Annotated in this window: 1 protein-coding gene; it reads right to left on the bottom strand. The window is 37.4% G+C overall.

All coding sequences use genetic code 11. The features are described 5' to 3' along the window. A partial coding sequence (locus OZZ83_RS14690; RefSeq protein ID WP_325066108.1) for an IS6-like element IS1216 family transposase occupies positions 1-631 on the bottom strand: 631 nt, incomplete at both ends.

A 631-nucleotide genomic window follows, 5' to 3' on the forward strand; every position in this document is an offset into this window, starting at 1 on the left:
CGAAAACCCGAAGAGAGTGCCTTCTTTTCGGGTTTTCTTATATAATCCTCGAATGGCTTCCATGCCTTTAATCGTGGTAGAGGCAGTGCGTAAACTTCGATAGAATTTATTGCGTCTCTTTACTGGACGATGGTCTTGTTCAATCAAATTATTCAGGTATTTAATGGTACGATGTTCTGTCCCTTGATAAAAGCCGTATTCTTTTAGTTTCTTAAAGGCACTTGTAATAGAGGGGGCTTTATCTGTGACTACAACCTTCGGTTCATCAAACTGCTTCACTAACCGCTTAAGAAAAGCATAGGCTGCTTGTGTGTCCCGTTTTTTACGTAACCAAATATCCAAGGTTAAACCATCTGCATCGATGGCTCGATACAAATAATGCCATTTTCCTTTAATTTTGATGTACGTTTCATCCATTTTCCATGAATAAAAGGATTTTTTATTTTTCTTTTTCCAAATTTGATAGAGTAGTTTGCCATATTCTTGCACCCAACGATAAATCGTCGTATGAGAAACGTTAATGCCACGATCATATAAGATTTCTTGAACTTCACGATAGCTAAGGTTATAACGAAGATAGTAGCCCACGGCTACAATAATCACATCCTGCTGAAATTGCTTTCCTTTAAAA

It is taken from the genome of Enterococcus sp. E5-162 (assembly GCF_035725965.1).
Lineage (GTDB): Bacteria > Bacillota > Bacilli > Lactobacillales > Enterococcaceae > Enterococcus_B > Enterococcus_B lactis.